Here is a 23,083-nt window from a genome sequence, read left to right as displayed (position 1 = left end):
CATCACCAACCCCGATGAGGCGCCGTGGCCGCGATGGCTAAGACGGCGACGATGATGACGGCGTAGATGATGACCGTGACGAAGCCGATGATGACCGCGGCGAGAGCGAGGCCGCGCCCCTTCTCTCCTGTGCGCTTGATCTGCGAAAGGGCGATGAAGCCGAGCACGACGCCGACGACCGAGATGAAGAACGAGGTGATGAAGCCGACGATCGCGAGGACGTTGTAGCGCTCGGTGGTGGGCGTGTAGTGAGTGGTCATCTGGATCCCCCTGATCAGAAACGAATGGACGGGCCAAGAGTGGCAGCGGAACGATCGGCCTGTCAAAAGGCGAGGTGCTGCTTGTCGCCACTGCTTCAGCGCACCTGAATGTGCGTCGCCGGCAGTGTGGAGTCGGCCCCGAATTCGAGGCCCGACGGCGGCTGTCCCGCCTCGATGAGCTGGGCCGCCAGCGCTGCGATCATGGCGCCGTTGTCGGTGCAGAGCGAGAGTGCAGGTATCCGCAGCGCGACTCCGGCTGCCGCGCAGCGCTCCTCCGCAAGCACACGCACCCGCGCGTTCGCTACCACTCCGCCGCCCAGCAGGAGGCGCGGGACGTGACGGTCGCGGCAGGCGGCGAGGGCCTTGGTAATGAGGATGTCGGCGACCGCCTCGCGGAAGCTCGCGGCGACGTCGGCGACGGGCACCTCCTCGCCGGCGTCGTGCTTCTTCTCGACCCAGCGCGCCACGGCCGTCTTCAGTCCCGAGAACGAGAAGTCGTAGCGGTGCCGCTCCAGGTCTTTCGGAAGGCTCAGTCCACGGGGGAAGCGGATTGCGCGGGGATCGCCGCCGACCGCGACCCGATCAATCTGCGGGCCGCCGGGGTAGGGCAGGCCGAGCACCCGCGCCACTTTGTCGAAGGCTTCGCCCGCGGCGTCGTCGATCGTCTCGCCGAGGAGTTCGACATCTGAGACCAGGTCGCGCACGTGCAGGAGTGAGGTGTGCCCGCCCGAGACCAGGAGGGCAATCGTGGGCACCTCCACCGGGCTGCCCTCGCCCCCCTCGGCACGGAGCACGTCGGCGCCGACGTGGCCGACGAGGTGGTTGACCGCATAGAGCGGCAGGCCAAGCGAGACCGCGAGGGCCTTTGCGGCCCCGACGCCGACCATCAGAGCGCCCGAGAGGCCGGGGCCGCAGGTCACGGCGATGGCGTCTAGGTCGCCAAGGGCGACTCCAGCCTCGGCGAGCGCGGCGTGCAGGGTGGGCTCGAGCGCCTCCAGATGCGCGCGAGCGGCGACCTCGGGAACGACACCGCCGTAGCGGGCGTGCTCCTCCATCGAGGAGGCGACGACGTTCGCCAACAGCGTCGTGCCGCGAACGATCCCGATGCCAGTCTCGTCGCAACTGGTCTCGATGCCGAGGACGAGGGGTCCGGCGTTCATGATGCCTCCTGGGGCGGGGCGAGGGGCAGGCGCATCACGATCGCGTCCACTCCGTCGGGCTGGTAGTAGGCGGGGCGGACCCCGATCTCCTCGAAGCCAGCGGAGCGGTAGAGGGTTTGCGCGGCGGGATTGTCGGCGCGCACCTCGAGGAAGACGTCGCGGGCTCCACGCTCGGCGGCGGCCTCGAGAAGTGCGTGCAGCAGGCGGCGGCCGAGGCCGGTGCGGCGTGCGGAGGCGACGACCGCGATCGTCTGCACGTCACCCTCGTGCGCCCCCACCGGGCAGAGCAGGCCGGCATAGCCGACGAGCGCCCCCTCGCGCTCGGCGACCAGATAGCGGGTGTGCCGGCTCCGGATCTCCTCCGCCATCGTTCCGCGCGACCAAGCGTCGCCCGCGAACTCCGACTCCTCGATCGCCATGATCGCCGCGAGGTCGCCGGCTGCGGCCTCGCGGAGCGTCGCGTCACTCACGCGGTGACCCGCTTGGGGCCGGCCGACAGTGTGACGTCGGGCGAGCGGAGGTAGAGGGGCACGTCGGGCGCTCCGATGCGGCCGACGGCGCGCAGCCGGGCGGCGACGACTCCGAGTGCGGCGGCGGACACTGAGTCGGCGTCGAGGCGCGGGAGCTCCGGGTGCGGGAGGGAGGCGGGCTTCTCGAGGCCGGGACCGGCGACGCGCACGGGGACGCCCTGCTCGTCGAGGCCGTCGTAGGCGCTCCAATACAGCTCGCGGCGACGAGCGTCGGTGACCACGAGGAAGCCCTCTGACCGACCGTGACGAAGCGCCTCGAGGGCGATCGCGTCGTGCGAGACGACGGGGAATGTCCGGATACCGCGGCCGAGTGCGAAGGCCCGGGCGGCGGCGATGCCAACCCGCAGTCCGGTGAAGGGGCCGGGACCCATACCGACCGCGACCGCCTCCATGTCGGCCGGCGTCGCTCCGGCCGCGTCGAGCGCCTCCTGCATCAACCGACCGACGACCTCGGCGTGACGCATGGTGTCGGTCTCGGTGCGCTCGGAGCGCACCTCGCCCGCGGCGTCGACGACGGCGACGGAGGTTCCGGAGGAGGTGTCTATCGCGAGGAGCACCCGCTCAGGATACCGGCGGGATCAGCTCCAGCCGGTGCCGCGGAAGCGGACGGTGCGCGGTTCTATCGGCTCCTGGCCCTCCTCGAGGTCTCCGGCGTCACCGCCAGCGGTGGGCCGCTCGATGACGATGTCCAGCCACGACTCGGCGACTCCATCGAGCATCCCGGCGCCCCATTCGACCACGACGACCGAGTGTTCGAGGTCAAGGTCGAGGTCATCGAGTTCGACGGGTGAGCCGACCCGGTAGGCGTCCACGTGCACGAGCGGAGGCCCGTTGTGCAGGGGCGGATGCGTACGCGCGATCACGAAGGTGGGGCTCGTGACCGGGCCCCGCACATCCAGGCCCTCACCCAGACCGCGCGTGAAGGTGGTCTTGCCGGCGCCCAGCGGACCGGTGAGCACCAGCAGGTCGCCGGCACGCAGGACGCGACCCAGCGAGCGGCCGAGCGCGGCCATCGCCTCCGGATCGGTGGCCTCGACCGTCCGCTCGACGAACCAGGATCGATCAGGCACGGCTCGCCGCCGCAGGGAGCAGCCGTCGCGGGACGCGCGGGCCGAGACGGGTGACCAGCTCGTAGTTGATGGTCCCGCACCAGCGCGCCCACTCGTCCACCGAGGGAACGCCGGTCGTGGGGTCGCCCCAGAGGACCACCGGATCGCCCACCAGGACGGGGTCGTCGCCGACATCGACGACGAACTGGTCCATGGCGACGCGTCCCGCGATGCGGTGGCGCCGGCCGCCGACCGAGACCTCGGCGACGCCGGACGCGCTGCGCGGGATGCCGTCTGCATAGCCGAACGGGACGAGCGCGAGTGTTGTCTCGCCTCCGGCCCGGTAGGTGTAGTCGTAGCTGACCCCGGTCCCCCGCGCGACCCGACGGAGGCCGGCGACCCGGCCCTGCAGCGTCATCGCCGGCACGAGGCCGAGTCCGAGCGACGTCTCGTCCTCGACGGGCGACAGGCCGTAGACACCGATGCCCGTCCGCACCATATCCAGCCGTGTCTCTGGGATGCGGAGCGCGGCCGCCGTCGCCGCGAGGTGCAGGACCGGCGACTGGATGCCGAACCGACGGAGGACCGCATCCGCGGCTCGGAGGCGCCCGAGCTGGGCGAGGTCGTCTTCGCGGGACGTATTCGAAAGGTGCGAGAACAGACCGGTGAGGTGCACAGTGCCGCGCGCGGCGTGCCGGGCCAGCGCCTGGGCGACCGGTACCCACTCCCCCTCCGGAGCGCCGTTGCGACTCAGGCCGGTGTCGACCTTCACCTGGACCGCGGCCCGCACGCCGCGATCCTCGGCCGCTTGCGCGAGGGCGTTGAGTTGCGCAACGGAGGACACGGCGACGTCGATCGAGTGCTCGAGCGCCGCGTCGAAGTCCTCGCCCGGGTCATGCAGCCAGCAGAGCAGCGGAGCGACGATGCCGGCTGTGCGCAAGGCAACGGCCTCGCGCAGCTCCGCCGTCCCGAGGGCGTCGGCTCCCCCGGCGAGCGCCGCCTGCGCGGTGGCGAGCGCGCCGTGCCCATAGCCGTTGGCCTTCACGACGACCATCAGGCGTCGGGCCCCTGTCAGCTCGCGGAGTCGGCCGACGTTCGCCGTGATCGCGTCCACGTCGATCACTGCTTCGCGGTACGACAGCGGCGCGCTCACGATTCGGCCACGACGAAGGCGCAGGCGACGCCGGCGTCATGAGTCATTGAGAGGTGCACGCGGGTGATCCCGCGCGCCGCAACCGCAGCGCGCGCGGGTCCCTGCAGGGCGAACGACGGATTACCGTGCTCGTCGCGCTCGACGACCATGTCGTGCCAGCGAGCGCCGACCGAATCGCCGAGCGCCTTGATCAGTGCCTCCTTGGCTGCAAATCGCGCAGCCAACGAGGCGACGGGGAGTGTGCGTTCGCTCTGGGCGAACAGCCGTTCGCGGAGGCGGGGTGTGCGCAGCAACGAGCGCTCGAAGCGCGCGAGATCGACCACGTCCACCCCGATCCCGACGATCACGCCACGATCATTCGACGGTGACCGATTTGGCGAGGTTGCGCGGCTGGTCGACGTCCAAACCCTTGGCACTCGCCAGCTCCATCGCGAACATCTGCAGCGGAGTCACGGCCAGCAGCGGCTCGAAGAGCGGATCGGCGAGCGGGATCGGCACAACCTCGTCGGCGATCTGGATCGCGGCAGTATCGCCCTGCTCCGCAATCGCGATGACGCGAGCGCCGCGGGCCTTGATCTCCTGGATGTTCGAGATCACCTTGCGCTGCAACTCATACGACTCGCTCGGGCTGGGAACGATCACGAAGACGACCTGGCCCGGCTCGATCAAGGCGATCGGCCCGTGCTTCAGCTCGCCCGCAGCAAAGCCCTCGGCATGGATGTAGGCCAGCTCCTTGAGCTTGAGCGCGCCCTCCAGCGCAACCGGGTAGCCGACGTGGCGGCCGAGAAACAGGACCGCGCGGGTGTCGGCCATCCAGCCGGCAAGTTGAGCGATGTCTTCGGAAGCGTCGAGCACCTGCGAGAGCTTCTCAGGGATGGCTGCGAGCTGGGCGGCCTGCGAGGCGACGACCTCGGCGGAGGCGGCGCCACGGACCGTGGCGAGGTGCAGCCCGAAGAGGTAGAGCGCCGCGATCTGGGCGACGAACGCCTTGGTCGAGGCGACCGCGACCTCCGGACCCGCGTGCGTGTACAGCACAGCGTCCGACTCCCGCGGGATCGTCGCCCCCTGGGTATTACAGACCGAGAGAGTTCTGGCGCCGTGCTCCCTGGCGTATTTGACCGCCATCAGCGTGTCCATCGTCTCGCCGGACTGACTGATCGAGATCACGAGCGTTCGCGGAGAGAGCACCGGGTCGCGGTAGCGGAACTCGTGGCTCAGCTCGACCTCGACCGGAACGCGCGCCCACTTCTCGATGGCGTACTTCGCGACCATTCCCGAGTAGGCGGCGGTACCGCAGGCGATGACGGTGATGCGGTCGATCTGGGTGAGGACTGGATCCAGCGCCTCGAGTTCGGGCAGCGTGATCGTGCCCTCGTGGATGCGGCCGCGGAGGGTGTTGGCGACCGCCTCCGGCCCCTCCGTGATCTCCTTCGCCATGAAGCTCGACCAGCCGCCCTTTTCGGAAGCGGAGGCATCCCAAGCGATCTCGAAGGGCTCGGTCTCGACGGCGTTGCCGAAGAAGTCGGTGACGGTGACGAGTTCAGGAGTGATGGTGACGATCTGGTCCTGGCCGATCGCGACCGCGCGGCGCGTGAATTCGACGAAGGCTGCGACGTCTGAGCCGAGGAAGTTCTCGCCGTCGCCCAGGCCGATGACGAGCGGCGAGTTGCGGCGAGCGCCGACGACGACTCCGGGGTGGTCCTGGTGCAGCGCGAGCAGCGTGAACGCGCCCTCGAGATGCGCGACCACGGCCTGGAACGCGAGCACGAGGTCGCCGGTGCGGCGATACTCCCGAGCAATGAGGTGGGCGGCGACCTCAGTGTCGGTCTCGCTCTCGAAGACGGCACCGTCAGCGAGCAGCTGCTCCTTGAGAGGCTGAAAGTTCTCGATAATCCCGTTGTGGATGACCGCAAGCTTCCCGTCATCGGCCAGATGGGGGTGTGCGTTGTGGTCGGTGGGGCCGCCGTGCGTCGCCCAGCGGGTGTGCCCGATTCCGGTCGTGCCCGTGGCCAGCGGAGTCGCCTCGAGGTCATCGACCAGGATGCTGAGCTTGCCCGAGCGCTTGCGGCTGTCGATCTGTCCGTCGGCGTCGATCACGGCCACGCCCGCCGAGTCGTACCCCCGGTACTCCAGACGCTTCAAGCCTCCGAGCAGCACGGCCAAGCTATCGCGCGCACCGACGTATCCAACGATTCCACACATGGGCTCGATTCTAAGCGGCGCAGGGACCGCTCCCGCGGCGTGAAGCGCACGGCGGGGCGGACGCTAGGATCGGTCGTCATGCCGTCGTCACTCCGCGATCCCGCGCGCGACGCCCATCCCTCCCCTTTCGTCGAGATCGTCCGCTCCGACTGGGCCGAACTGGCCCGGAACACCGAGCTGCCCCTCACCGAGACCGAGGTCGTGCAACTGCGTGGACTCGGCGACCGGCTGAGCCTGACCGAGGTCGCCGAGGTCTACCTGCCGCTCTCGCGCCTGCTCTCCCTCTACGCGCGGGGCGCGAAGCATCTGCACCGCGCGACAAGCACCTTCCTCGGCGAGCGCGCACAGCCCACGCCGTTCGTGATCGGCGTCGCCGGCTCCGTCGCGGTGGGGAAATCGACCATTGCCCGCCTGCTGCGGGAGCTGCTCGCGCGCTGGGAGGACACTCCGCGGGTCGAGCTGGTGACGACCGACGGCTTCCTCCTGCCGAACCGCGAGCTCGAGCGGCGCGGGCTGATGAGCCGTAAGGGGTTCCCGGAGTCGTATGACCGCCGCGCCCTGTTGCGTTTCGTCTCGGAGGTGAAGGGCGGCGCAGCGGAGGTCCGCGCTCCCTTCTACTCGCATCTTTTCTACGACATCGTCCCCGATGCCGAGATCGTTGTGCGCCGGCCGGACGTGCTCATCATCGAGGGCTTGAACGTGCTGCAACCTCCAGCTCCCGGGCGCGGCCTGGCGGTGAGCGACCTGTTCGACTTCACCGTCTACGTGGATGCACGCATCAGCGACATCGCGCGCTGGTACGAGGAGCGCTTCCTCACCCTGCAGCAGGGCGCCTTCGCCAATCCGAACTCCTACTTCCATCGCTTCGCGGCGCTGACGCCCGATGAGGCCCGCGAGCGCGCCCGGAGCATCTGGACAGCCATCAACGAGCCGAACCTCGTGCAGAACGTGCGTCCCACCCGCTCGCGCGCGAGCCTCGTCCTGCGCAAGCAGGCCGACCACACGGTCTCCTCCATCCTCCTCCGCAAAATCTGACCGCCGCCCGCCGCGAAATGTCGCGAGATCCGCGCGAACGGACGAGATCCGCCGCCGCGGCAGGCCATCTCGTCCGACTCGCCCCATCTCGCGAGCGAGAGCCTCGCGGAAGACGCCGACCGACGCGCGGCGACTAGGAGCGCAACCGCTCCAGCACCACGGCGGCCAGGGAGTCCGCAAGGCGGTCGGCCGTCTCCTGCGTTTTGGCCTCCACCATCACCCGCACCATCGGCTCGGTGCCCGAGGGGCGCAGGAGCACCCGCCCGTCGCTGCCCAGCTCGGCCTCGGCATCGGCAATCGCGGAGGCGATCACGTCGTCGTCGTGGACGCCCTCGCGGTCGACGCCGCGAACGTTGACGAGCGTCTGCGGGAACACGTCCATCACGGCGGCGAGTTCCGCGATGCTCCGCCCCGTGCGTGCCATCTCGGCCGCGAGCTGGAGCCCGGTGAGGACGCCGTCGCCGGTTGTGGCGTAACGGCTCATAATCACGTGGCCGGACTGCTCCCCGCCGAGAGAGAAGTCGCCGTCGTTCATTGCCTCGAGGACGTAGCGGTCGCCGACCGCTGTCTCGATGACGCGGATGCCGGCGTCGGCCATCGCCAGCTTGAGGCCTAGGTTGCTCATCACCGTCGCGACGAGCACCCCGTCGCGGAGAGATCCGCGGCGCGCCATCGCGGTCGCGAGGATCGCCATGATCTGGTCGCCGTCCACGACACGACCCTTGGCGTCAACGGCGAGGCAACGGTCGGCGTCGCCGTCGTGAGCGATGCCGAGGTCGGCACCGGCAGCGAGCACGGCTGCCGCGACGGTGTCGAGGTGAGTCGATCCCACCCCGTCATTGATATTGAGGCCGTCCGGATCGTTGCCGATGACGGTCACGGTCGCTCCGGCATCGGTGAACACCTCGGGCGAGATACCGGCCGCGGCGCCGTGCGCGCAATCGATGACGACATGCAGGCCGTCCAGCCGCGTGCCCTCCAGGGAGCCGAGCAAATGGAGGACGTAGCGGTCCTCGGCGTCGGAGAAGCGGCGGATGCGTCCGACGTCAGCGCCGGTAGGCGTGAGCGGAGGGACTCCGAGCGCCGCTTCGATGCGGTTCTCGAGTTCGTCGGGCAACTTACGTCCACCGGCGGCGAAGAACTTGATGCCGTTATCGGCAGCAGGATTGTGCGACGCCGAGATCATGACGCCGAAGTCCGCACCCTCGTCGGCGATGAGGTAGGCGGTGGCTGGAGTCGGGATGACGCCAGCATCGAGCACGTCGACACCGGCGCTCGCAAGCCCGGCAGCGACGGCCGCACCGATGAACTGACCGGAGATGCGGGGGTCGCGGGCGAGCACGGCGACGGGCCGACGACCCTCTGCCCTGGCGACCGCTCCGAGTACACGGGCGGCCGCCTGAGCGAGGCCGAGGGCCAGGTTTGCCGTGACCTCGCGATTGGCGAGGCCACGGACTCCGTCTGTTCCGAACAGGCGCGGCATGGTGCGCAGTCCCTTCTCGAGCTTCTGGTCGAACGGCCGGACGGCCGCGTCGATCAGCGCTTCGAGAACTGGGACGCCTTGCGGGCCTTCTTGAGACCGGCCTTCTTGCGCTCGATGACGCGGGCGTCGCGGGTCAGGAAGCCCGCCTTCTTGAGGACGGCGCGGTTGTTCTCACGGTCGATCTCGTTCAGCGCACGGGCGATCGCGAGACGCAGAGCGCCGGCCTGACCGGAGGGGCCGCCGCCGGTGATCTTCGCCACGACGTCGTAGGAGCCGATGAGGTCGAGCACCTTGAATGGGTCTGTGATGAGCTGCTGGTGCAGCTTGTTGGGGAAGTACTCCGCGAACTCGCGAGCATTCACGGTCATGCCACCGTTGCCGGGGACGAGGCGCACGCGGGCGATGGCCTGCTTGCGGCGGCCCACGGCTGCGCCGGAGACGTTGAGCACGGCGCGCGGCGTCGGGGACGCCTCGGTGGCCGGGCTTTCGGTGGAGTAGCTCTCGGGAGCCACGTCAATCTGGTCTGCGATCTGCGCCACGGTTCAGGTGATCCTTTGTCTTCGAAGTCTGAGATGTCGGGGAGGGGCCGGAGCCTACTGGGCGACCTGGTTGAAGGCGTACGCCTGAGGCTGCTGCGCCGCGTGGGGGTGCTCGGAGCCCGTGTAGACCTTCAGCTTGCGCAACTGCGCACGGCCGAGGGAGTTCTTGGGGAGCATGCCGCGGATGGCCTTCTCGACGGCGCGGACCGGGTTCTTCTCGAGGAGTTCGGCGTACGTGGTGGCCGAGAGGCCGCCCGGGTAGCCGGAGTGGCGGTAGGCCTTCTTCTGCAAGAGCTTCTGGCCGGTCAGTGCGACCTTATCCGCGTTGACAATGATGACGAAGTCACCCATGTCCATGTGCGGCGCGAAAGTCGCCTTGTGCTTGCCGCGCAGGAGAGCCGCAGCGTGGGTGGCGAGACGACCAAGCACGACGTCGGCCGCGTCGATGACGATCCAGTCGTGCTGGACATCAGCCGGCTTCGGAGAAAAAGTGCGAGTCACGTGAGTGCTGCTTTCTGATCGGAGTGAGGTGTTCGTGAATCCCGCTCCGTGGCTGTTCGACCCGCGAAGGGGCGAACTGATCCGGTGGAGGGCTCAACTTCGGGCGCTCGACACACGGCCGAAAACACCAAGGGTCGACATTACAGCAAAGCCCAGGTGATCCCAAGCACGATTCTCGGAAGCGCCGCCCGCCTCCGACTCGGTGCTCCTACTCCGACCCCTCCGATTGCGCCGTGCGCTTGGCGCGCGTCACGACCGCGCGCGCTGCGAGCGCCGCATCCTCGGGGTAGTCGACTTCGCGCAGGATGAGGCCGCGAGCCGGCATGACCGCGAACGCGTTCGTCCGCCGGGCCGCGTCGCGCAGCACGGGTACGGCCGCCGCGTCGAGCTTGCGCGCGCCTACCGCCACGCAGGCCCCCACCAGCGCGCGGACCATGCTGTGACAAAACGCATCGGCGCGGACGTGCGCATGCAGCACACCGTCGACGTCCCGCTCCCAGGCGAAGTCGAGGAGGCTGCGGATAGTCGTAGCGCCCTCCCTCGCCCGACAGAACGACGCGTAGTCGTGCAGACCGAGGAGCGAGCGAGCGGCACCGTTCATCGCGTCGAGCTCGAGGGACTCGGTGATCCAGGTCGTGAACACCCGCTCGAGCGGATGCCGCAGTGAGGAGGCGTCAGCGAGGCGGTACTCGTACCGGCGCCAGCGGGCCGAGAAGCGGGCGTCGAATCCCGCCGCTGCCTGCGTCACGCGGTGCACCGAGACATCGGAGTACTGACCCAAGATGCCGCGCAGCCGCCGCTCGAGGATCGCGGCAGGAGGCAGCGGCTCCTCCTCTGCGCGACGACCTCCGCCGCTCAACCTGGCCCACTGCTCGGGAGTCAGGTCGACGTGGGCGACCTGCGCGCTCGCGTGGACACCGACGTCGGTGCGCCCGGCGACGGTCACTGTCGGGTGCTCCTCGGAGCGCAGCACGAGTGCCAGCGACTCCTCGAGCACCCCCTGAACCGTCCGAAGACCCGGCTGCTTGGCCCAGCCAGAAAAATGCGTGCCGTCGTAGGCCAGATCGAGGCGGACGCGGTGCGGCATCCCTCGATCCTAGAGCGGAGTCGCTCTCACGCCACCGCGAGCGGCACCCCGACCGAGGCCAGCGCGACGCATGCCCAGCCGACCAGAGTCGACTGTCCACCGAGAGAGGAGACGACGTGCAGCTCCCAGCCACCCGCGAGCACGGCGAGTTCCGACGGGGCCGATCCCGACCCGGGGAGCCAATAGCCCGCCATGCCGAGCGAGAGAGGGACAGCGCCGACGGCTTCTCCCGCATCCGTGAATGTCTCGAGGAGCGGTCCCCGGCGCAGGGTGAGCACGACGGCCGAGTCGTCGCCCGCGATCGTGTAGGAGCACACCTGTCCGGCAGGTGCGAGGGTCACGGTCCCGGCCGGCAGGCCGAGGTCGTGCTCGACGACGATGGCCGGAAGAGCGACGCCGCAGTCCACCGAATCGACCGTTGCGCCGACCGAGGGCGTGCTCCTCGGCGCGGCGTTCGCGATGACGTTGCCCGCCGACTCCGGCACGTCGATCACATCGCCGGATGCGCAGCCGCTAAGCACCGCACCGAGGACCAGCGCGAGCATCGCCAGACGAGCCGGACGATGCAGTCGCACGGGCTCCTCCGAGGGTGACGAGGGTTCTCCCCGTAAGCGCTATTTCCGGCGCAACCACGCTCGTCGAGCCCGGCCATGTCATCGTAAGCGGCATTTCACGCCATCGCCACCGCTCGTGGAGACGACGAGAGCCCCCCGTCCCGGTGGGGGCGGAGGGCTCTCGTTATGTGGATGTGACTACTTGGTCTCGCCGGTCTCCGCGACCGGAGTCTCCTCAACCGGAGCGTCCTGCACTGCGGCGTCGTCGGCAGCGGCATCGTCGGCGGCAGCATCCTGCACGGACGCCTCCTCGACGGGAGCCTCGTCCACCGGAGCGGACACGGGCGACGTGGTGGTGCTCGACTTCTTCACCTTCGGCGTCACGGGCTCGAGGACGAGCTCGATGACGGCCATCGGCGCGTTATCCCCCTTGCGGGGACCGATCTTGGTGATGCGGGTGTAGCCGCCCTCGCGCTCGGCGACGAGCGGAGCGATCTCGGTGAAGAGTTCGTGAACGACCGACTTGTCGCCGATCGTCGCGAGAACGCGGCGGCGGGCGTGCAGGTCGCCGCGCTTGGCGAACGTCACCAGACGCTCGGCGAGCGGACGCAGGCGCTTGGCCTTGGTTTCGGTCGTCTTGATGCTCTTATGCGTGAACAGGGCCGCGGCCAGATTCGCGAGGAGCAGACGCTCGTGTGCGGGACCGCCTCCGAGGCGGGGGCCCTTGGTGGGCTTGGGCATGGGTTTACTCCAGTACTAAAGGGGTGTCAGCAGGTCGGACGCGAGAAGCCGGGGCTCCGGGGCGAGAGACCTAGATGCTCTCGTCGTCGTAGCTGTAGAAGTGGGCACCATCGAACCCGGGAACCGAGTCCTTGAGCGACAGGCCCAGCTCCGTGAGCTTCTCCTTGACCTCATCCACCGACTTCTGACCGAAGTTGCGGATGTTCATGAGCTGCGTCTCCGAGAGGGCGACGAGCTCGTTCACATTGTTGATGCCCTCGCGCTTGAGGCAGTTGTAGCTGCGCACCGAGAGGTCGAGGTCCTCGATGGGCATGGACAGCTCGGTCGAGAGGACAGCATCGACCGGCGCGGGGCCAATCTCGATGCCCTCGGCCGCGTTGTTCAACTCACGGGCGAGCCCGAAGAGCTCGGTCAGCGTGCGTCCTGCGGAGGCGATCGCGTCACGGGGCGTGATCGCGGCCTTGCTCTCCACGTCGACGACCAGGCGGTCGAAGTCGGTACGCTCGCCGGCACGGGTGGCCTCGACGCGGTAGGTGACCTTCAACACGGGCGAGTAGATCGAGTCGACCGGGATCTGGCCGGCCTCGGAGAACTCGCTGCGGTTCTGGGTCGCCGAGACGTAGCCGCGGCCGCGCTCGATGGTGAGTTCGAGTTCGAACTTCGCCTTGTCATTCAGCGTGGCGATGACGAGTTCCGGATTGTGGATCTCGACGCCGGCCGGAGCCGAGATGTCGGCGGCGGTGACCTGACCGGCGCCCTGCTTGCGCAGGTAGGCGGTGATCGGCTCGTCATGCTCCGAGGAGACGACGAGACCCTTGATGTTCAGGATGATCTCGGTGACATCCTCGCGGACCCCGGGGACGGTCGTGAACTCGTGCAGGACTCCGTCGATCCGGATGCTGGTGACAGCGGCGCCGGGGATAGAGGACAGCAGGGTGCGACGCAACGAGTTTCCGAGCGTGTAGCCGAAGCCGGGCTCGAGGGGCTCGATGACGAAGCGGGAACGGAACTCCGAGATGTTCTCCTCGGTGAGCGTCGGGCGCTGTGCGATAAGCACTGATGATTCCTTTCGATCACGTGTCCGCTATATGACACGTGCGTTTGCGAGGTGTGGAGTTGTGAAAGAAATGCGCGATCCGCCGGTCGACCCCAGTCCCCGCTACGACAGCGGATCGTGCGGCCGACCGACGGCTGCGAGTGCTGCTTAGACGCGGCGACGCTTCGGCGGGCGGCAGCCGTTGTGCGCCTGCGGCGTGACGTCGTTGATCGAGCCGACCTCGAGGCCTGCGGCCTGGAGGGAACGGATCGCAGTCTCACGACCCGAACCCGGGCCCTTGACGAAGACGTCGACCTTCTTCATACCGTGCTCCTGCGCCTGACGCGCAGCCGACTCAGCGGCGAGCTGCGCCGCGAACGGCGTCGACTTGCGCGAGCCCTTGAAGCCCACCACGCCGGACGAGGCCCAACTGATGACGGCACCGGCGGGGTCGGTGATCGAGACGATCGTGTTATTGAACGTCGACTTGATGTGGGCCTGACCCACTGCGATGTTCTTCTTCTCCTTGCGGCGCGGCTTGCGCGCAGCCGACTTGGGGGTAGCCAATTCTGTATCTCCTCTAGGTCCGTGTCGCCCGCGTTACTTGCGGCCGGCCTTCTTCTTGCCGGCGACGGTGCGCTTGGGTCCCTTGCGGGTGCGCGCGTTCGTCTTGGTGCGCTGTCCACGGACCGGGAGGCCGCGACGGTGACGGAGGCCCTCGTACGAGCCGATCTCGACCTTGCGGCGGATATCGGCGGCGACCTCGCGACGGAGGTCACCCTCCACCTTGTAGTTGCCTTCGATGTGATCGCGCAGAGCGATGAGCTGCTCGTCGCTGAGATCCTTGACGCGGATGTTGCCGTCGATCCCGGTGTCGCTGAGGGTCGCGAGCGCGCGAGTGCGGCCGACACCGTAGATGTAGGTCAGTGCGACCTCCACGCGCTTCTCGCGCGGGATGTCTACTCCTGCCAGACGTGCCATTGTGGCTTCTCCTGTGAGTGAGTGGAGGTATGAAGCAACACCGGTGCCTCGGCCTCCGACCGAAGGTGTCCTCGCCGTCCATCCCGGCTAAGCCGGAGTGCTGCGCGATTTCTGGTGTAGCGGGGGTATTGACGTGCTCGTCGTGCTCATGCGGGGCGGCGTGCCACCCTGCACTCCCTTGCCGAAGCGGCGGGACTAGCCCTGGCGCTGCTTGTGGCGGGGATTGCTGCTGCAGATGACCATGACGTTGCCGTGGCGGCGGATGATCTTGCAGTGGTCGCAGATGCGCTTGACGCTGGGGTTGACCTTCATTGTTCTTGTCCTTGATTTCGCTGGCGTCGTGCTCCCGGCGGATGCCGGGGCCGTTCCTTACAGGACACGCACGTCGCGAACGTCAGCGGAGCGGATGTCTACTTGTAGCGGTAGACGATCCGGCCGCGGGTCAGGTCGTAGGGGCTCAGCTCCACGATCACCCGATCCTCGGGGAGGATCCTGATGTAGTGCTGACGCATCTTGCCCGAGATGTGGGCGAGAACTTTGTGTCCGTTGGTCAACTCCACGCGAAACATCGCATTGGGGAGCGCCTCGACAACCGCACCTTCGATTTCGATGACACCGTCTTTTTTGGCCATAGCCTCACTGTCGTTCGGAAGTAGTGTGTGTACTGGTCGTGCGAATGTTTCCGCGACGATCCACCACCGGGCGAGCGCCTGGATCGGGGTTCGCGGGCGTGCCGGAGCACGCGCAAAACACCAAGGGTCGATAATACGCGAATCCTCGACGATCCGCCAGCTCGGGCGTGTCGCCGCTCCTGGCGGCGCGGAGTGCACTCCAGCACGGCGCCTCGTCGCTCGATCCGCTGCCTCGCGCCGGGCTCCCCGGTCGCTCCGCCTAGGCTTGCCCCGTCGAGCGGAGGGACAGCAGATGGCGCGCAGGACGAGGACGACCGGTGGACGACGCTGGTACGCGCACCCGGTAGTGACCGTGGTGATGGCAATCGTGGTGATCGCACTGGTGCAGACCTTCTTCGTGAAGGTGTACACGGTCCCGTCGGGATCGATGGAGAACACTCTGCAGGGCGGAGGCTTCTTCGGCGATCGGATTTTGGTCGACCGGACCCTGAACCTCCAGGGCGGCCCCGAGCAGGGGCAGATCGTGGTCTTCTCGCGCGACGCGCGATGGGGAGCGAGCGACTCCCCTGGCAGCCCCCTGTCCGAGGTGGTCAAGACCTTCGGCGACGTCACCAGCATCGGCCCCTCGCACGAGGAGTTCCTTGTCAAGCGCGCGATCGCAGCCGGAGGTCACACCGTCTCGTGCTGCGACGCGGAGGGCCACGTTCTCGTGGACGGTCAGCCCCTCGACGAGTCCTACGTCTTCGAGGACTTCCCGTTCGCACCAGGAACCCTCGACTGCACGACCAGTCCCGCCTCCTTGCGGTGCTTCGAGGAGTACACGGTGCCCGAGAACTCCCTCTTCGTCCTCGGCGACCACCGCTCCAATTCGAACGACTCCCTCGGCGAGTGCCGCGGAACCTCCGGCCCAGTCGACTCCTGCGTCAAGACCGTCCCTCTCGACCGCGTCACCGGCCGCGTCTTCGCCGTAGCCTGGCCCCTCACCCGCTGGCACCTCTTCTAACCCCGTCCCCTCCCCCTCCCGCCCGCGAAATGTCGCGAGATGCCCCCGAACGGACGAGATCCCCCGCCCCGGCAGAGGATCTCGTCCGTAGCCCGCGATCTCGCGGACCGCACAGGACTTAGGGGCGATCGACTCCTGCGTGAAGACCGTGCCGATCGACCGGGTCGGCGCCCAGGTGTTATCGAAGTGACCGCCCAGCGACCGCGTCGCCGCGGTCCGAGCCCCAGGCGCAACGAAACCCGCACCGACCGGGTCGTCGGGCGCGAAACGCTCAGCACGCGAAGCGATATCAACAGGCCATCTGCACGTAACCGAGGTTCCAGTGTCACCATGAACGCCCTGATCAACGCCGATTTCCAATCTGTAGATCGTGTGCTCTGAATAAGCCTCCGGGGCTGCCGCAACGTCGGGCTGCTCGTCCTCGGCGGGGACCTTGAGCATCGCTTCGACGTCTGCGATCGTGCGCGAGATGGTCAATTGGCTGACGCCGACGAGGCCGGCGATCAGGTGCTCGGTAAGGCTGTCGCGAAAGGAGAGAAGCGTGATCTGAAGTGCTCGTGAGGGAGAAAGCTTCCGCGGGCGCCCGGTAGGTCTGCGCCAGATAAACTCGTTGTCGATTCGTTCGGCGAGGAGAGCGTATTGCTCGGAGGCAATTCCCGTAGTCGTCTGTGCGCGCACCGGCCGGTTCTTCTGTCAGGGGTTTCTTCATATGCACTTCTCGAGCAAAGCGGGTCGGTCGGTATCATTCGTGAGCGACACGCTTGGAGCCGTGACTCACAAACGGGCTTTGAATAAGCCCCCTTATAATCTGATCCGACTCGAGACGTCGGACTAAGAACTTCCCGATCTGCATCCTTGATACGACGCGCGCTGAGCGGACGGCACTCCGGCACCCCGGCCGCACACGAGCTGAGCTACGTGACCTGTCCTCCAACAGATCGCATTCCCAATCCGTAGCCAAGGCCGGGAAGCTCGTCGTAAAACCATCTCGCGAGAAGTGCCTTGTAGCTCGCCGAGGCGAGCAGACGAACTAGTGACTCGTCGAGTGCACTGCGCAGTGCTGTGTCCCGCGGTCTCATCATGAACCCGTAACGATCCAGACCGAGCCGGATGTCGAGGAGCTCGACGTCCGAACGGGGCGACGCGGCGAGCGCACACCGCAGAATAACCTCGTCAGCCACGATACCCCCGACCGCTGGGTCGTCGGTGAAGGCGTCGAACGCTTCTCCGATAGACGAGTGCCCGACAAAGGTTGGCTGGAAGCCGAGGTCGCCGGCCGCTTCGAGCGCAGCCTGGCTCGTCGAGCCGCGGATTCCTGCCACCGACACAGCAGCGTCTCGCCTCCGCATCGAGCCCGTCCTCACCGCGATCCGATGACGAGTCTCGAAGATCGGCACCGTGAACGCGACCTTCTCCAACCTCGCCTCAGTAATTGTGGTAGATCCACATTCGATGTCGATTGCTGAGTTCAGCAGCAACGACTCGCGCGTGGTCGATGTGACTTCAACAGCCTGCGTCGCGGCGAACCGATCGGCCCCGAGAATCTCGCTGAGCACGATTCGGGCCACATCCACCGAAAACCCGATCGGCCGAAACGGCGATCCGACCGCGTAACAGAAGGGCGCCGTGCGACGCTGATAGCCGACACGGAAAGCGCCGTCTTCTCGCCCGCCGGTCATGCTCATAACAATCGCCCCTCGGTCGCTTCTGATTCCAGCACGTCAATCACGATCCCGCGCAGTGCTTCGGGCTGCTCAAGCAGGTGAAGATGTCCACCCTCGATCAGTGAGAGTTGGAAGCCAGCGGAGGTGTGCAGTGCCCAATTGGCCATCGTCCTTACATCGACGAGCGGATCGTCATCCGCTGAAACAGCGTGTACATCGATCGGAAGGACATTGTGCCGCAGTTGCGGGAACTCCCGCGCGATCCAGCTCAGATCCGCGTCAAGAGTCTCCGCAAGCAGCGCACGCACTTCGGATTCGACCGGGAGGTAGCTAATCGCCGTCGAACGCACCAATCGGCCGCGCTCGTCCCAGTCCGCCGCCGTGTCGGCGGCGGACGATGGGGGCAGCTGCGACGACACTACAACCGTCATTTTCCGACGGTCGAGCCGCCATGCCATCTCGGCGACGGCCCACGCGAGCGTAGCGCCCATGCTGTGTCCGACCAGAACCACCTGCTCATACCGCGAACGAGCCAGCTCGGCCGCGATCGTGGCCGCGACGTCGGCCACCGTGTCGTCAGCGACGCTCTCGCCGATCCGATCCTCCCGCCCTTTCAGCTGCACGAGCATGCTGTCCGCAAATCCGAACAGCGCCTCTGGCCAGCAGCGGAAGGCCGATATACCCGATCCGGCGTGGGGAAAACACACGACCACTCGCGAGCGCCCGAAGTCGAAAAGCCGCAGGAGTCTTGCATCGAACGAGCCGAGAGCTTCGCCGGATACGCTCGTCATTCCGCAGTCGCCGAGGTTCCAAGGACTTCGAGGTGGCGACGGTACTCCTGCGCGAGGTCCTGGTACTCGCCCGCGGTCGCCAAGAGGACGTCAATGTCACTCTTGCTGAGTGACATCAGCACGGATCCTGGCGACCCCGCGATCAGGCTCGCCGCCGGATAGCTCGGCCCTGCCCCGACCAGCGCGCCGGCGGAGACCCTGCTGTGCTCGCCGATGACTGCGCCGTTCAGGAGGATGGCTCCGATACCGATGACGGAGCCATCGCCGATCGTGCAGCCGTGGAGTACTGCGCTGTGCGCGATGGTCACCTGAGCACCGATGATCACGGGATGATTGGGATCCGAATGTACCATCGCATGGTCTTGCACATTCGCCCCCGCGCCGATCCGAACCGCCCCCTTGTCCCCTCGGATCGTCACGCCCGGCCATAGGCTGACGTCGGGGCCGATCTCGACGTCCCCGATCACGGTCACGTTGTCGAACACGTAGGCGCTCGGATGGATCAGCGGGTAGCGCCCGTGAAAACCGTAGACGCTCATGATGCTGCCACTGTCTTCGTCTGCATGGCGAGTCGGCCCAGACTTGCCAACACTTCGTCGTTGGTCAGGCCGAAGTCCACCAGGCACGCGATCTCGTCGACGCCAATCGATCGGAAGTATTCCATCCGTTGTGTGACCCTGGTGGCGTCGCCGATCAGAGAGCTTGTGCTGACGTATCGCTGGAAGACCATCTCCATGAAATCATCCCGATCGTCGCCGAGGTTCTGCAACGTCTCGGCTTTCGCCTCCGCCCCGGACTGGCCCGACGTGGAGTGCTGGGAGACGAACGAGCTCAGGTACTCAGTCATTGCCGGGCGCGCGCGTTCGACCGCCTGCTCGACCGATAGGCCGACGTAAGTGTGCAGCATCAGCGACACCACCCCGCTCGCGGGGTTGTACCCGGCCTGTGCTCGAGCCTCGCGGTAGATGGTGATGCGCTTCTCCAGATCTTTCGGTCCAAAGTTGATGAGCGCGGACAGCACGTTGAATCCCTCCCGGCCCGCGAACTCCCATGCCTCAGTTCTCTGTGACGTCGTTAACCAGATCGGTAGCTCAGGCTGGATCGGACGCGGATAGGTGACAATTGAGTGCGATTCCCCATGAGGGTCGGTTCGACTAAGCGTGTCGCCGCGCCAGAGCGACTGCAGCTGCTTGCGTGATTCGTTGAGCCGGCCCGAGCGATCATCGAAAGCACCAGGGTTAAGGACGAAGTCACGAGTATGCCATCCGGGCGCCACCGCGAGGTCGACTCGCCCATGCGAGAGGTTGTCTACAAGCGCCCATTCCTCGGCAACGCGGAGCACGTCGTGGAGGGGCAGGTTCACACTCCCCGCGCGGATCCGGACATTCTTCGTCACCATTGCAAGAGCGGCGCCCAGAACCGACGGATTCGGATACGACCCTCCGACGTCAGTGAAGTGCCGCTCGGGAGTCCAGATCGCGGTAAACCCAGAATCGTCGATCAGCCGCGCTGCGTCGAGGAGTAGCGCGTATGGGTCGCGGCCGTCCGCTGATCCTGAGAAGAAGATCACGCCGAGATCGGGAGTCTTCCGCGGCGCAGGTGCTGGCTGGTCGGCAGAGCCGACCACGGCCTTACGCTTCCGGAGACTCTCTGTGAGCTTCGCGAGGCGCTCTGGGTCGAGGTAGATACTTTCAGGCATGTGAAGGCTCCTGACTGAGAAGGTTCTCGAGCATCGCTCCGACACCCGAGATAGAGCTGTTCTGGTAGAAATCGCGAACGGAGACGTCGACCTGGAACGTCTCTCGCAATTTGTTGATCAGCTGGATCGCCATCAGTGAGTTGCCGCCGAGGTCGAAGAAGCTGGATGCCTCGTCGAGCAAGTCCCCGCCCAGGAATCTCGTGAACAGCTCACTAACCACAGCGGTCAGCACGTCTTCGCCGGCATCAATGCCAATGTCGCCGCTACTCGGCACGTCCGCTGCCAGGCTGACGATACCGGGCTGTTTGTCCGCGCAGGCCGGAGCCTCATCGGGCCGCGTCAGGTCGGAGTTGACGCTCCGTCCGAATCCCGAGATCGGGCGGATCCAGTGCTTGCGCTTCTCGAACGCGTAGGTCGGCAGCAGGACGCTGCGGGTGCGCGGAGTGAAGGCATCAATGTCGGTCGCCGGGTCGTGCGCCCATGCAAACGCGATCGCGTCGGCAAAGGACTCGCATTCGTCGTCCTGCTCACCCAGTGCGGCAATCGTCGTCACAGTGATCGCCCCCGACGACGAGAGCACCAGATTACTCATTGCCCGGCCACGACCGATCTCGATGAAGGTGCGCACACCCGCGGCAAGGAGGGTTTCGACCGAGCCGGAGAAGTCGACCGTGCGAACCATGTGATCAGCCCAGTACCGCGGATTGCAGACTTCGTACTCACTGAGGACTCGCCCGGTGATGTTCGAAATGATCGGAATCGTCGGAATCTGGAACCGGCATCCGGTAAGAAATTCAGCGAATGCGTCGCTCGCCTCCTGCATCGACGCCGAATGGAATGCGTGCGATGTTGCCAAGCGCTGGTGGTAGACGCCGAGCTCCTGAGCGCGGACGATCGTTGCGTCGATCGCATCGACGCTCCCCGAGAGCACGAACTGCCGCGGAGAATTCCGCGCTGCGATCGACAAGGTCGCATCAGCGACCAGGTCAAGGAACGGGTCGAGGCGGTCGATGGCCAGCATCGCACCCGGAACGCTCCGGCTCATCAGTCGCGAACGCTGAGCGACGAGTTCTGCGGCGGTGCGCAAGTCGAACGCACCGGAGACCGCTGCTGCCACGACCTCGCCGAGGCTATGCCCGAAGAGGTAGTCAGGCTTCACACCTGCCTTGATGAGCGAAGTCGCCAAAGCATATTCCACCGCGAAGAGCAGTGGTTGGGCGACGGATGTGTCCTTCAGGTCGGCCGCGTCCCGTCCGGACCAGAGGTAATCCATGATCGAGAAGTCAAGATACTTGTCCAGCGTCTCCACGGTCTGCTCAAGAGCCTTCGCGAAGCCGGGGTTCCCGCGCGCAAGCGCGGCGCCCATCGCCGGGTGCTGGGTGCCCTGCCCGCCGAAAGCGAACGCGACTGGTTCTCGCTTCCGCGGACCCCCACGATGAAACTTGCCCGAGCGTAACCTCGCCACAGCATCGACTGAACTCGACGCGACGACGGCCCCGCGGAACGGATGACGCGTGCGACCGCTTACCAGCGTCGAGGCGCACTCCGACAGGGACATCCGTCCTGCATCCGTGTCGAGATGCTCGCCGAGCACGCGGGCCTGGCGCGCTAGCGCCTCGTCTGACGTCCCCGAGAAGGTCAGAATGCGGGGCCCCGCGACCTCGTCGTCGACGGCGTTCTCGCTCACCAGATGGTTACGCAGCAGGACGTGGCTGTTGGTACCGCCCATCCCGAACGCGCTCACGCCCGCCCACTTCATACGGTCGGATTCGTACTGGATCCCCTGTCCTCGCACGCTGAAGCGGGTTCCCGCCAGCTCGAGCCCCGGGTTCTCGTTGCTGAATCCTACGGTGCCCGGAATGAACTCGTGGCGGAGCACGAGCGCTGCCTTGATCAAGCCGATGATGCCGGCCGCAATGTTGAGGTGGCCGAAGTTGCCCTTGTGTGAACCGATCACACAGGGGCTCCCGTCTGAGCCGTACGCCTGCTTGATGGCTTCGATTTCGATCGGGTCGCCGAGCGCGGTTCCGGTCCCGTGGGCCTCGATATAGCTGACATCAGCCGGATCGACCCCAGCGACGGTCAATGCGTCCCGCAGTACGGCTACCTGTCCCACGACACTCGGCGCTGTAAAGCTGACCTTCTCCGCACCGTCATTGTTGACGGCGCTGCCTGCAATCACCGCGACGATCTCGTCGCCATCCTCGATCGCATCCGCGAGGCGTTTAACCAGGACGACGCCGAGGCCGTTCGTGAACAGGGTTCCGTTGGCGTCGGCATCGAAGGGCCTGCAGGTGCCGTCGGGTGACAGAACTCCGCCGACCTGATACCGATACCCTGCGGTCTCCGGCACCCGAACATAGACCGCGCCGGCGATCGCCATGTCACATTCACCGAGGATCAGGCTTTGCACCGCCGAATGCACGGCAACCAGCCCGGTCGAACACGCTGTCTGGACGTTGACGCTCGGTCCACGAAGGTTCAACTTGTACGAGACCCGAGTCGCGAGGAAGTCTTTGTCGTTCGCCTGCCGGACCATCATTTCGCCGAGTGAATCGACCAGGTCCTCGTCTTGCAACACTCCGAAGAGGTAGGAGCTCATCGCAGAGCCGAGATAAACGCCGATGCGCTTGTCGGTACGGTGCGGATCGATGTTCGCCCGTTCGAGGAGCGCCACGCACAACTGCAGCGTCAGTCGCTGCTGAACGTCCAGAACGTCGGCTTCCTTCGGCGAGTAGCCGAAGTATGCGGAGTCGAACTCGTCGAGATCCTCAAGGATCCCGGCCCGACGAACGTAGTCCGAGGCAGAATACCGCTCTTCCGGGACGCCGGCCTCAGCGAGTTGCTCTTCGGTCAGATCGGAGATCGTGCATTCCCCGTCCACGAGCCGTTGCCAGAGTTCTTCAACATTCGCTATGCCGGGCAGTTTGCATTCCATCGCGACGATCGCGACAAGTTCATCCGTGTTTTCCATGATTCAAAC

26 protein-coding genes are annotated in these 23,083 nt (G+C 66.6%); 2 read left to right on the top strand and 24 right to left on the bottom strand.

Annotated elements, in window-relative coordinates; genetic code table 11:
- Window positions 1–2: 2 nt before the first annotated feature.
- The 8 genes from B0H03_RS05730 to glmS all read right to left on the bottom strand — a co-directional run bounded on the left by B0H03_RS05730 (window position 3) and on the right by glmS (window position 6,354).
- Window positions 3–260 carry a DUF4190 domain-containing protein gene (locus tag B0H03_RS05730; RefSeq protein ID WP_104265176.1) on the bottom strand — a complete coding sequence of 86 codons (258 nt, stop codon included), beginning with the start codon at window positions 258–260 and terminating at the stop codon, window positions 3–5.
- A gap of 95 nt (window positions 261–355) precedes the next feature.
- On the bottom strand, window positions 356–1,420 hold the full coding sequence (gene tsaD / locus B0H03_RS05725; protein WP_104265177.1) for a tRNA (adenosine(37)-N6)-threonylcarbamoyltransferase complex transferase subunit TsaD: 1,065 nt from the start codon (window positions 1,418–1,420) through the stop codon (window positions 356–358).
- Complete coding sequence (rimI, locus tag B0H03_RS05720) at window positions 1,417–1,890, bottom strand: ribosomal protein S18-alanine N-acetyltransferase (protein ID WP_241560435.1); 474 nt, start codon at window positions 1,888–1,890, stop codon at window positions 1,417–1,419. Before rimI ends, tsaD begins: the two co-directional genes overlap by 4 nt.
- On the bottom strand, window positions 1,887–2,507 hold the full coding sequence (gene tsaB, locus B0H03_RS05715) for a tRNA (adenosine(37)-N6)-threonylcarbamoyltransferase complex dimerization subunit type 1 TsaB (protein WP_104265178.1): 621 nt from the start codon (window positions 2,505–2,507) through the stop codon (window positions 1,887–1,889). Before tsaB ends, rimI begins: the two co-directional genes overlap by 4 nt.
- A gap of 21 nt (window positions 2,508–2,528) precedes the next feature.
- Complete coding sequence (gene tsaE, locus B0H03_RS05710) at window positions 2,529–2,963, bottom strand: tRNA (adenosine(37)-N6)-threonylcarbamoyltransferase complex ATPase subunit type 1 TsaE (protein WP_104265196.1); 435 nt, start codon at window positions 2,961–2,963, stop codon at window positions 2,529–2,531.
- 49 nt (window positions 2,964–3,012) lie between these two features.
- On the bottom strand, window positions 3,013–4,152 hold the full coding sequence (gene alr, locus B0H03_RS05705; RefSeq protein ID WP_104265179.1) for an alanine racemase: 1,140 nt from the start codon (window positions 4,150–4,152) through the stop codon (window positions 3,013–3,015).
- Window positions 4,149–4,499, bottom strand: a complete 351-nt coding sequence (locus B0H03_RS05700) for a holo-ACP synthase (protein ID WP_104265180.1) — start codon at window positions 4,497–4,499, stop codon at window positions 4,149–4,151. The genes alr and B0H03_RS05700 overlap by 4 nt, the downstream gene beginning before the upstream one ends.
- A 7-nt stretch (window positions 4,500–4,506) precedes the next feature.
- Window positions 4,507–6,354 (bottom strand): glutamine--fructose-6-phosphate transaminase (isomerizing), encoded by a 1,848-nt coding sequence (gene glmS / locus B0H03_RS05695; RefSeq protein WP_104265181.1) that lies wholly within the window; start codon window positions 6,352–6,354, stop codon window positions 4,507–4,509.
- 78 nt (window positions 6,355–6,432) lie between these two features.
- On the opposite strand from glmS, the gene coaA reads away from it, so the two are divergent.
- A complete protein-coding gene (gene coaA, locus B0H03_RS05690) occupies window positions 6,433–7,389 on the top strand; it encodes a type I pantothenate kinase (protein WP_104265182.1) in 957 nt (318 codons plus the stop codon).
- A gap of 133 nt (window positions 7,390–7,522) precedes the next feature.
- Here coaA and glmM read toward each other — a convergent pair whose 3' ends face one another.
- From glmM to infA, 11 genes are all read right to left on the bottom strand, one after another.
- Window positions 7,523–8,872, bottom strand: a complete 1,350-nt coding sequence (glmM, locus tag B0H03_RS05685) for a phosphoglucosamine mutase (RefSeq protein WP_104265183.1) — start codon at window positions 8,870–8,872, stop codon at window positions 7,523–7,525.
- A 53-nt stretch (window positions 8,873–8,925) separates the two neighbouring features.
- A complete protein-coding gene (gene rpsI / locus B0H03_RS05680) occupies window positions 8,926–9,411 on the bottom strand; it encodes a 30S ribosomal protein S9 (protein ID WP_104265184.1) in 486 nt (161 codons plus the stop codon).
- 54 nt (window positions 9,412–9,465) lie between these two features.
- The gene (gene rplM, locus B0H03_RS05675; protein WP_104265185.1) at window positions 9,466–9,912 is read right to left on the bottom strand and encodes a 50S ribosomal protein L13; all 447 of its coding nucleotides are present in this window, start codon (window positions 9,910–9,912) and stop codon (window positions 9,466–9,468) included.
- Window positions 9,913–10,120: 208 nt separating this feature from the next.
- Window positions 10,121–10,999, bottom strand: a complete 879-nt coding sequence (locus B0H03_RS05670; RefSeq protein WP_104265186.1) for a tRNA pseudouridine synthase A — start codon at window positions 10,997–10,999, stop codon at window positions 10,121–10,123.
- 26 nt (window positions 11,000–11,025) lie between these two features.
- Window positions 11,026–11,574: a hypothetical protein gene (locus B0H03_RS05665; RefSeq protein ID WP_127843973.1), complete on the bottom strand. Its 549-nt coding sequence runs from the start codon at window positions 11,572–11,574 to the stop codon at window positions 11,026–11,028.
- 177 nt (window positions 11,575–11,751) lie between these two features.
- Entirely contained in the window at window positions 11,752–12,294 is a 543-nt protein-coding gene (rplQ, locus tag B0H03_RS05660) for a 50S ribosomal protein L17 (RefSeq protein WP_104265188.1), read from the bottom strand.
- Window positions 12,295–12,364: 70 nt separating this feature from the next.
- Window positions 12,365–13,351: a DNA-directed RNA polymerase subunit alpha gene (locus B0H03_RS05655; protein ID WP_104265189.1), complete on the bottom strand. Its 987-nt coding sequence runs from the start codon at window positions 13,349–13,351 to the stop codon at window positions 12,365–12,367.
- A 147-nt stretch (window positions 13,352–13,498) separates the two neighbouring features.
- Entirely contained in the window at window positions 13,499–13,897 is a 399-nt protein-coding gene (gene rpsK / locus B0H03_RS05650) for a 30S ribosomal protein S11 (RefSeq protein ID WP_104265190.1), read from the bottom strand.
- A gap of 33 nt (window positions 13,898–13,930) precedes the next feature.
- Complete coding sequence (rpsM, locus tag B0H03_RS05645) at window positions 13,931–14,311, bottom strand: 30S ribosomal protein S13 (RefSeq protein ID WP_104265191.1); 381 nt, start codon at window positions 14,309–14,311, stop codon at window positions 13,931–13,933.
- Window positions 14,312–14,506: 195 nt separating this feature from the next.
- A complete protein-coding gene (rpmJ, locus tag B0H03_RS05640; protein ID WP_055787164.1) occupies window positions 14,507–14,623 on the bottom strand; it encodes a 50S ribosomal protein L36 in 117 nt (38 codons plus the stop codon).
- Window positions 14,624–14,721: 98 nt separating this feature from the next.
- Window positions 14,722–14,943 (bottom strand): translation initiation factor IF-1, encoded by a 222-nt coding sequence (gene infA / locus B0H03_RS05635; protein ID WP_022883252.1) that lies wholly within the window; start codon window positions 14,941–14,943, stop codon window positions 14,722–14,724.
- A 292-nt stretch (window positions 14,944–15,235) separates the two neighbouring features.
- Between infA and lepB the strand changes: the two genes are divergently transcribed.
- Window positions 15,236–15,946, top strand: a complete 711-nt coding sequence (gene lepB, locus B0H03_RS05630; protein WP_160487244.1) for a signal peptidase I — start codon at window positions 15,236–15,238, stop codon at window positions 15,944–15,946.
- Between the two features lie 914 nt (window positions 15,947–16,860).
- On the opposite strand, the gene B0H03_RS05625 is transcribed toward lepB, so the two are convergent.
- Genes B0H03_RS05625 through B0H03_RS05605 form a run of 5 tightly spaced genes read right to left on the bottom strand, consistent with a single transcriptional unit; the run spans window position 16,861 to window position 23,074 of the window.
- The gene (locus B0H03_RS05625; RefSeq protein ID WP_104265197.1) at window positions 16,861–17,631 is read right to left on the bottom strand and encodes a transporter substrate-binding domain-containing protein; all 771 of its coding nucleotides are present in this window, start codon (window positions 17,629–17,631) and stop codon (window positions 16,861–16,863) included.
- A complete protein-coding gene (locus B0H03_RS05620) occupies window positions 17,628–18,401 on the bottom strand; it encodes a thioesterase II family protein (protein WP_104265198.1) in 774 nt (257 codons plus the stop codon). Before B0H03_RS05620 ends, B0H03_RS05625 begins: the two co-directional genes overlap by 4 nt.
- Window positions 18,398–18,940, bottom strand: coding sequence for a gamma carbonic anhydrase family protein (locus B0H03_RS05615; protein ID WP_097167715.1), 543 nt, complete (start codon window positions 18,938–18,940; stop codon window positions 18,398–18,400). The genes B0H03_RS05620 and B0H03_RS05615 overlap by 4 nt, the downstream gene beginning before the upstream one ends.
- Complete coding sequence (locus B0H03_RS05610; protein WP_104265199.1) at window positions 18,937–20,100, bottom strand: MupA/Atu3671 family FMN-dependent luciferase-like monooxygenase; 1,164 nt, start codon at window positions 20,098–20,100, stop codon at window positions 18,937–18,939. Before B0H03_RS05610 ends, B0H03_RS05615 begins: the two co-directional genes overlap by 4 nt.
- Window positions 20,093–23,074, bottom strand: coding sequence for a type I polyketide synthase (locus tag B0H03_RS05605; RefSeq protein WP_104265200.1), 2,982 nt, complete (start codon window positions 23,072–23,074; stop codon window positions 20,093–20,095). The genes B0H03_RS05610 and B0H03_RS05605 overlap by 8 nt, the downstream gene beginning before the upstream one ends.
- Between the last annotated feature and the right edge of the window lie 9 nt (window positions 23,075–23,083).

The sequence above is a fragment of the Rathayibacter iranicus NCPPB 2253 = VKM Ac-1602 genome, from assembly GCF_003149025.1.
Taxonomy (GTDB): Bacteria; Actinomycetota; Actinomycetes; order Actinomycetales; family Microbacteriaceae; genus Rathayibacter; species Rathayibacter iranicus.
This window is presented reverse-complemented; position numbering and strand designations above follow the sequence as displayed.